The sequence below is a fragment of the Vibrio sp. 10N.222.48.A3 genome (genome assembly GCF_041475345.1).
In the GTDB taxonomy this organism is placed as follows: Bacteria; Pseudomonadota; Gammaproteobacteria; order Enterobacterales; family Vibrionaceae; genus Vibrio; species Vibrio tasmaniensis_A.
In genome coordinates this window covers 1-6,937 of the sequence record NZ_JBFRVX010000184.1, presented here as the reverse complement: position 1 = coordinate 6,937, position 6,937 = coordinate 1, and the positions used below count along the sequence as shown (strand labels likewise).

Here is a 6,937-nt window from a genome sequence, read left to right as displayed (position 1 = left end):
CGATAACTTTAAGAAGCGAACCACTTTTTCAATCGAAGCTGCTGCTTTTATATCGCATAACTTGAAAGCCAAGAGATGCTTTGAACAATAAAGATAACCATATAAGGTCGCCACTTCAATGGCACCGCTCAATACCGTCGCAATCGCCGCACCTTTGATTCCAAGCGCAGGAAAGCCTAAGTTACCGAAGATCAGCACCCAGTTTAAGAACACGTTAGACAGGATACCGATACCGCTGAAGAAGGTGCTTAGCCCGGGTTTGTGCATCGCTCTCAAACCTACAGCCATACTGCTAACGCACGATACAGCTAGCATGCTAAACGAGGTGATAACAATGTATTCAACACCAAGGTTGATCACTTCTTGGGAGTCAGTCGTCACGCCCATGATTTGTGCGGGAAATGAAACGAAGAAAACAATAGTTAGTAATGCAAACAGTGTTGAAACCAGCCAAGTCAACGCCGTACTTTCTCTGACGCCTTGCTTGTTACCTGCTCCCCAATATTGCGCAGTCAATAACGCACCACCCGTGGTGACACCCACCAGCATAATGGTCGTGACAAACATGGCTCGACTCGCCACACCCACCGCCGCAATATCCGCTTCACCCAATTGGCCTAACATCAACACATCCACTAAGCCTCGGCTTGAAAACATAATGCTCTGCAAAGTAATAGGCAAAGCAATCGCAATAAGCCTACGAACAAAATCACCTCGAGTGTGATGAATAATTGAAGAGAGCAACATAGAAATACCTAAACGGAACGTATTGATGAATAAAGATAAATATCGCGCTATTATATCAATGTTCGGTTTTTAACCACAGAGATAAATGGAGTAACAATGAAGAAAGTACTGGTTTTAGGCGCTTCTGGATATGTTGGTTCGCAGCTCCTCCCTATCCTGCTTGAGCAAGGCTATCAAGTCACAGCTGCAGCAAGGCATATCGACTATTTAAAAGCACGAACAGAGCCTCACGACAACTTGTCACTTGAATACCTTGATCTCGCAGATCAAGCTGCGACACAAGCGCTCGTCCCTGACTTTGACCTTATTTTCTTTCTTGTACATGGAATGGCTGAAGGCCATGATTTCATTGATTACGAACTCAACTTGGCTCGTAACTTTGTTTCGGCTCTTGGGCCAAAAAACCAACACGTCATCTACCTCAGTTCGCTTCAGCCCCAAACTGGTGATTCAGAGCATCTTCAAGCGAGAAAACAAACCGGACAACTGCTTCGTAAAGGACCAGTACCGGTGACCGAACTTCAAGCAGGCGTCATCATTGGCCCTGGCTCTGCGGCGTTCGAGATCATGCGAGACTTCGTGTACAACTTACCTATCATGATTGCGCCCAAATGGGTCGACTCTAAAGCCAACCCTATTGCCTTGCAGAACCTGAACCACTATCTACTAAAACTCGCACAAGACACGCCTAGCGAAAGCCAAACCTTCGAGGTTGGCGGGCCGGATATTGTCTCTTATCGAAATCAATTTGCTCACATTGCCAAAACAGCCGATCGTCCACTCAGGCTGTGGGCGACATCACTTCTCACACCTTCAATGGCGTCTTATTGGTTGGGCGTGGTGACTTCTGTTCCGTCCAACATAGGCAGAGCGCTTCTCGCGGGCTTAAAGCATGACTTTATTGCCAGTTCGACCATCATTAGAGAAAAGTACCCTCAGAAACTTATCTCATTCGAAAACATGGTTGAGCAAGCAATTCACGCTGAAGGAAACTTCGTAAAAAGTAATGTTTGGGGCTTTGACAAAACCGCCTTCACGCGCTGGCAAGCTGGGTATGGCTATTACCCGAAGAAAACAGGGGCAAGTATCACCTCAAGCGCATCCTTAGATTCCCTCTGGCATGTTGCACAGCAGATAGGAAGCCCAAAACAGGGTTACTTCTTCGCTAACGCTTTATGGCGCACACGCGAATGGTTAGATCTTATCTTTGGCGGTGGTGTACCTGTTCGACAAATGCCAGAAGGCCCTAACCTAAAAGTCGGTGACAAAATTGACTCTTGGAAGGTTATTCGCTGTGAAGAGAATCAGTTTCTATCTCTGCTTTTCGGTATGAAAGGCCCCGGTTTGGGGAGACTCGAAATTACCGTATCTGACCACGGTGATTCTCGTGAACTGAACATTTCAGCTTGGTGGCATCCAAAAGGCTTTTTAGGCTTACTGTATTGGTTCGCGATGATGCCAGCTCACCTGTTTATCTTTAAAGGCATGGTGAAGGCGATTGAGAAGCAGGCTAAAGAGCAGATGCGAGATTCGAGTGTCGAGATGAGAAAAGATTAAAAGCGGATCCGGGATTCGAGTAACGAGATGCGAAACGATTAAAAGCGGATACGGGATGCGAAGAGATTAAAAGCAGATTCGTCTGTCGAGATGCGAAAAGACTTAACAGCAAATTTGCGACACGCGCTATGAGAGGCAAAAAAAGAGCGGATAGTTCCGCTCTTCGTATCTCTCATCTCGCATCCCGAATCCGCTACTAGCCAATAACGCTAATTGGGATCTCTGCAAGTTGGTTGCCTTGGTTAGCTGGATACACGATGTATTCACCGTGATACTTCACCGCTGACTTGTAGTCAGTGACTTTGTGAAGCATGAAACCTGCTTCCATCGCTGCTTGAATAAACTCAGCGTGGTTACCACGAACAAACCAGTTCATTGGTTTTACCATTAGCTCACCGTCGAACGAGTCGTCACACTGTTTGCCACAAAGTGCAAAAGAGTGCTCACCATCAGTGAAGAACTGAATTTTGCCGCCAGTCGTTAGCTCGTCTTCACTTGATACACTCCAACCCATCTCGTACATTTTGTCCATGAACGCTTCAACATCACTGTCTTTTAGCGCTTTAGGCTCTTCGCCTTCAGGGAAAAAACGTCCGTAAAACGCAGAAATACGTTTAAAGGTAAAAGTTAAATCAGAGTTATTGCCCTTTGAACGGCCCTGTTTCTGCCAGCGAACCAAGTCAGGCACAATCACACGATCATAAGACTGAGCCTTAATCGCCTTCGTTACCCAACGAACTAAATAAAGGTTGTTCGCAATAGGCGCATCAATCGCTTTGCCTGCTTTGTGCAGAGCGTAAAGCTCGCCTAATGCATCATTCACTAACTTCTGAATTTCAATATAGTATTTTGACATTATGCCTTCTTTCCTAATGTCCAATATAGTAACGCTGACATTACTGCACACGCAGCCATTACCATAGCCATAGACCCAGCACTGTCACTTGGCAGCATCGCAACGATAGCTCCAACGACAGAACCAGTACCAAATCTTAATGTTCCCGCAAGCGATGAAGCCGTACCGGCCATGTTTGGATAACCACTGAGCAATAGACCCATAGAGTTACTGCCGATAGTAGAAATGGTGCCAATAAATAGCATCACAAACGGCACAATACCCCAAAGCCCGAGATCCAATAACCAACCAACCAGTAAACCGACGCCAGCTAATAATTGAATGACCAGCGCGGCTCTCAGCATGGTATGAGAGCCAACCTTCTTAACAATTCGACCATTAATTGTCGTCATCAGAATCATCGCAACGATGTTCAGACCAAACAGGTAACCAAACAGGTCAGGACGTACTCCATAGACATCAATGTAGACAAAAGAGCCTGCGGTTAAGAATGCAAACATCCCAGAGAACGAGAACGCACCCGAGAAAATTAGGCCCATAGCGGTCGAGTTTTTACATAAACGAGCGTAATTGCGAATCGTCGTTTTAAAGCGCAATGGCTGACGATTTTCAACAGGCAGTGTTTCAGGGATCTTAATGATAACCGCAAGAATCACGATAACCGCAAAAATAGCCAACACCCAAAAGATTGAACGCCAGCCGAACCACAATGCCAAATAACCACCAATCATAGGGGCAATTAATGGCGCAACCGTCATCACTAAGGTAACGAACGACATGGTTCTTGCAAAATCTTCACGGTCGAACATATCACGCACAACCGCTTGGATAATGACCGCCGCCGCCGCACCTGCAAAACCTTGAGCGGTACGAACTAACGTTAACGCTTCAATGCCATGAGTGGTTGCACTCACGACAGACGCTATCGCAAAGAAGAGCACACCAATCAGTAGAACTGGCTTGCGACCATAACTGTCGGCTAACGGACCATGTAACAACTGACCTAAAGCGAAACCTGCGGTGTACGCGGTAAGTGTGATTTGCACTTCCCCTGCTGTCACACCAAGATCTTTGGCGATCGTTGGCATTGCAGGTAGGTACATATCGATGGCGAGTGGTGTTAAAGCACCAATAGCGCCCAAAACCAAAAATAGCATCCAACCTAACTGAGGCGTTTGTGGTTGTGAGCTTGGGGTCTGTGAGGTAGACGTTTGCATAACTCTCCGACTAAGTACTAAGTTCTATGTGAACACGAGCATGCACGCAGCAATATACGAATATACACGTAGCAATACACGAATACGCACAGTGATACACGAATATGCGCACACATACATGAACATATAGTAATAATGGCTGAAACTGTCCTAGTACCAGTCAAAATAATCAGCCGACGCTATCCTTGGTCGGCCACATCTACGGTAGAAAAGATTACTTCCAGATAGAGTCTACTTCTTCTTGTGTTAGGTAACGGTATTCACCCAACTCTAAAGACTCGTCCATCTCGATTTCACCAATACGTTCACGGTGCAGTGCTTCTACCTTGTTACCAAGTGCTGCAAACATGCGTTTTACTTGGTGGTATTTGCCTTCGTGAATCGTTAGCAACACTTCACGCTCTGCACGTACTTCAAGGTGTGCTGGAAGTGTTAGGCCGTCTTCGCTCTTAAGCTGGATGCCCTCTTTGAACTTTTCAACGTAATCGTCTTCAACAGGTTCAACCAACCACACTCGGTACATCTTCTCGCACTTGTGCTTTGGCGATGTGATACGGTGAGACCACTTACCGTCGTCTGTCATTAAGACAAGACCCGTTGTATCAACATCTAAACGACCTGCAAAGTGCAGCTTGTCCATTTTGATTTCATCGAGTAATTCAAACGCAGTGCGATTTGAACCATCTTCATGCGAACAAACAAAGCCTTCTGGCTTGTAAAGCATGATGTAACGCGGGCCGTGAACATTCAGTTCATTGCCTTGCCATTCCACAACGCACTCTTCAGTTACCTTAAGCGAGCCGCTTTTTTGAATGACATCATTTACTGTCACTGCTTTTGATTTTAATAAGTGTGTTGCTTCTCTTCGAGTGACGCCTAACGCATCGCACAGAAATTTATCTAAACGCATGAATACCTCAACTAATCTAAGTCGGGTATTATAGTCACCTTTGCTCAATTAGTTGAGCTATTTCACACTATTTGTTTTTCATTTTACAAGACACGATATGTATACACTCCGCCCGTACCAAGCTGACTCAGTAAAATCAGTGATTCATTACTTCAGAAAACACCAAACACCGGCTGTTCTTGTATTGCCTACAGGCGCAGGAAAAAGCCTTGTGATTGCAGAGTTAGCAAGGCTCGCTAAAGGTCGTGTTCTAGTGCTTGCGCACGTAAAAGAGCTCGTTGAGCAAAACCATGAAAAGTATGAAGGTTATGGGCTAAAAGGTTCAATTTTCTCTGCTGGTTTAGGGCGTAAAGAGACAGACCAACAAGTGGTGTTTGCTTCAGTTCAATCCGTAGTTCGAAACCTTGACTCATTCTCCAATCAGTTCTCATTATTGGTTATCGACGAATGCCACCGCGTACCAGATGAAAAGACCAGCAGCTATCAAAAAGTGATCACTCACTTACGTGAAAATAATTCAGGCATAAAGGTGCTTGGATTGACCGCGACGCCTTATCGTCTTGGTATGGGGTGGCTTTACCAATATCACACACGTGGCCAAGTGCGTTCTGAAGAGCCGAGATTTTTCAGAGACTGTATTTTCGAACTGCCGATTCGTTACTTGTTGGACGAAGGCTTTCTAACACCAGCACGCATGATCGATGCGCCCGTTTTGAGCTATGACTTTTCGCAACTAAGGCCGGCAAGTACGGGGCGCTATAAAGAATCAGAACTCGATATGGTGATTGAGCAATCGAAGCGTGCTACCCCACAAATTGTCGATCAAATCATTGAACTGGCCAAAGACAAGCTTGGCATCATGGTATTTGCTGCGACCGTTAGACACGCACAAGAGATCCTTGGTTTACTGCCAGAAGGTGAAGCTTCAATTGTAATCGGCGACACACCGACACTCGAACGTGACCAAATCATCAGTGATTTCAAGGAACGTAAAATCAAATTCTTGGTTAACGTGTCGGTATTAACCACTGGTTTTGATGCGCCCCATGTGGATTTAATCGCGATTTTGCGCCCAACAGAATCTATTAGCTTGTACCAACAAATCGTTGGCCGTGGCTTACGCCTATCTCCGGGTAAAAAAGAGTGTTTAGTGCTCGACTATGCGGGCAACAGTTACGACCTTTACCAACCAGAGGTCGGAGACCCAAAGCCTGACTCAGATAGTGAAATCATCACTATTCCCTGCCCTGCTTGCGGCTTCAATAATAACTTCTGGGGCAAGCTAGACAGCAACGGCTTCTTACTCGAACACTTTGGCCGTAAATGCCAAGGCTACTTTACCGATGAAGACACGGGCGAACGCGAGCACTGTAACTATCGTTTTCGTGCTAAGTATTGTGGTGAATGCGGCGCTGACAACGACATTGCCGCGCGCATTTGTCATGAGTGTGATGCCACCTTGGTCGACCCAGATAAAAAGCTTAAGGAAGCGTTAAACCTCAAAGATGCGTTGGTGTTTGAGTGTTTAGAAATGGACCTTAACGTTCTCAAGGACGAAAAAGGCAAGTCGCAGCTTAAGGTCACTTACCGTGGAGAAAACCAAGCACAAGTGCATGAGTTTTGGTCATTAACCACCAAGAAACAGAAACA

The 6,937-nt window shown here is 45.8% G+C and carries 6 protein-coding genes; 2 read left to right on the top strand and 4 right to left on the bottom strand.

The genetic code is table 11. The features are described from left to right. Positions 1-747, bottom strand: a 747-nt coding sequence (locus AB4653_RS06560) for an MATE family efflux transporter (protein ID WP_372103631.1), incomplete at its 3' end; no start/stop codon positions are given. A 96-nt stretch (positions 748-843) separates the two neighbouring features. On the opposite strand from AB4653_RS06560, the gene AB4653_RS06555 reads away from it, so the two are divergent. Next, positions 844-2,304: a DUF2867 domain-containing protein gene (locus AB4653_RS06555; RefSeq protein WP_102258613.1), complete on the top strand. Its 1,461-nt coding sequence runs from the start codon at positions 844-846 to the stop codon at positions 2,302-2,304. A 196-nt stretch (positions 2,305-2,500) separates the two neighbouring features. Here the strand turns inward: AB4653_RS06555 and AB4653_RS06550 are convergent, their stop codons facing one another. The 3 genes from AB4653_RS06550 to rsuA form a co-directional block, all read right to left on the bottom strand. Further along, a complete protein-coding gene (locus tag AB4653_RS06550) occupies positions 2,501-3,160 on the bottom strand; it encodes a DUF2913 family protein (protein ID WP_009847083.1) in 660 nt (219 codons plus the stop codon). After that, positions 3,160-4,377, bottom strand: a complete 1,218-nt coding sequence (locus tag AB4653_RS06545; protein ID WP_017101184.1) for a Bcr/CflA family multidrug efflux MFS transporter — start codon at positions 4,375-4,377, stop codon at positions 3,160-3,162. Before AB4653_RS06545 ends, AB4653_RS06550 begins: the two co-directional genes overlap by 1 nt. 214 nt (positions 4,378-4,591) lie before the next feature. After that, positions 4,592-5,287 carry a 16S rRNA pseudouridine(516) synthase RsuA gene (rsuA, locus tag AB4653_RS06540; RefSeq protein WP_009847085.1) on the bottom strand — a complete coding sequence of 232 codons (696 nt, stop codon included), beginning with the start codon at positions 5,285-5,287 and terminating at the stop codon, positions 4,592-4,594. Positions 5,288-5,384: 97 nt separating this feature from the next. Here rsuA and AB4653_RS06535 point away from each other — a divergent pair. Next, on the top strand, positions 5,385-6,937 hold a 1,553-nt coding region (locus AB4653_RS06535; protein WP_372103628.1), incomplete at its 3' end, for a DEAD/DEAH box helicase.

What these genes read in the sequence shown, in the direction of transcription:
- AB4653_RS06555 (WP_102258613.1), top strand. Translation starts at nt 844, where the DNA reads ATGAAGAAAGTACTGGTTTTAGGCGCTTCTGGATATGTTGGTTCGCAG.
- AB4653_RS06545 (WP_017101184.1), bottom strand. Translation starts at nt 4,377, where the DNA reads ATGCAAACGTCTACCTCACAGACCCCAAGCTCACAACCACAAACGCCT.
- rsuA (WP_009847085.1), bottom strand. Translation starts at nt 5,287, where the DNA reads ATGCGTTTAGATAAATTTCTGTGCGATGCGTTAGGCGTCACTCGAAGA.
- AB4653_RS06550 (WP_009847083.1), bottom strand. Translation starts at nt 3,160, where the DNA reads ATGTCAAAATACTATATTGAAATTCAGAAGTTAGTGAATGATGCATTA.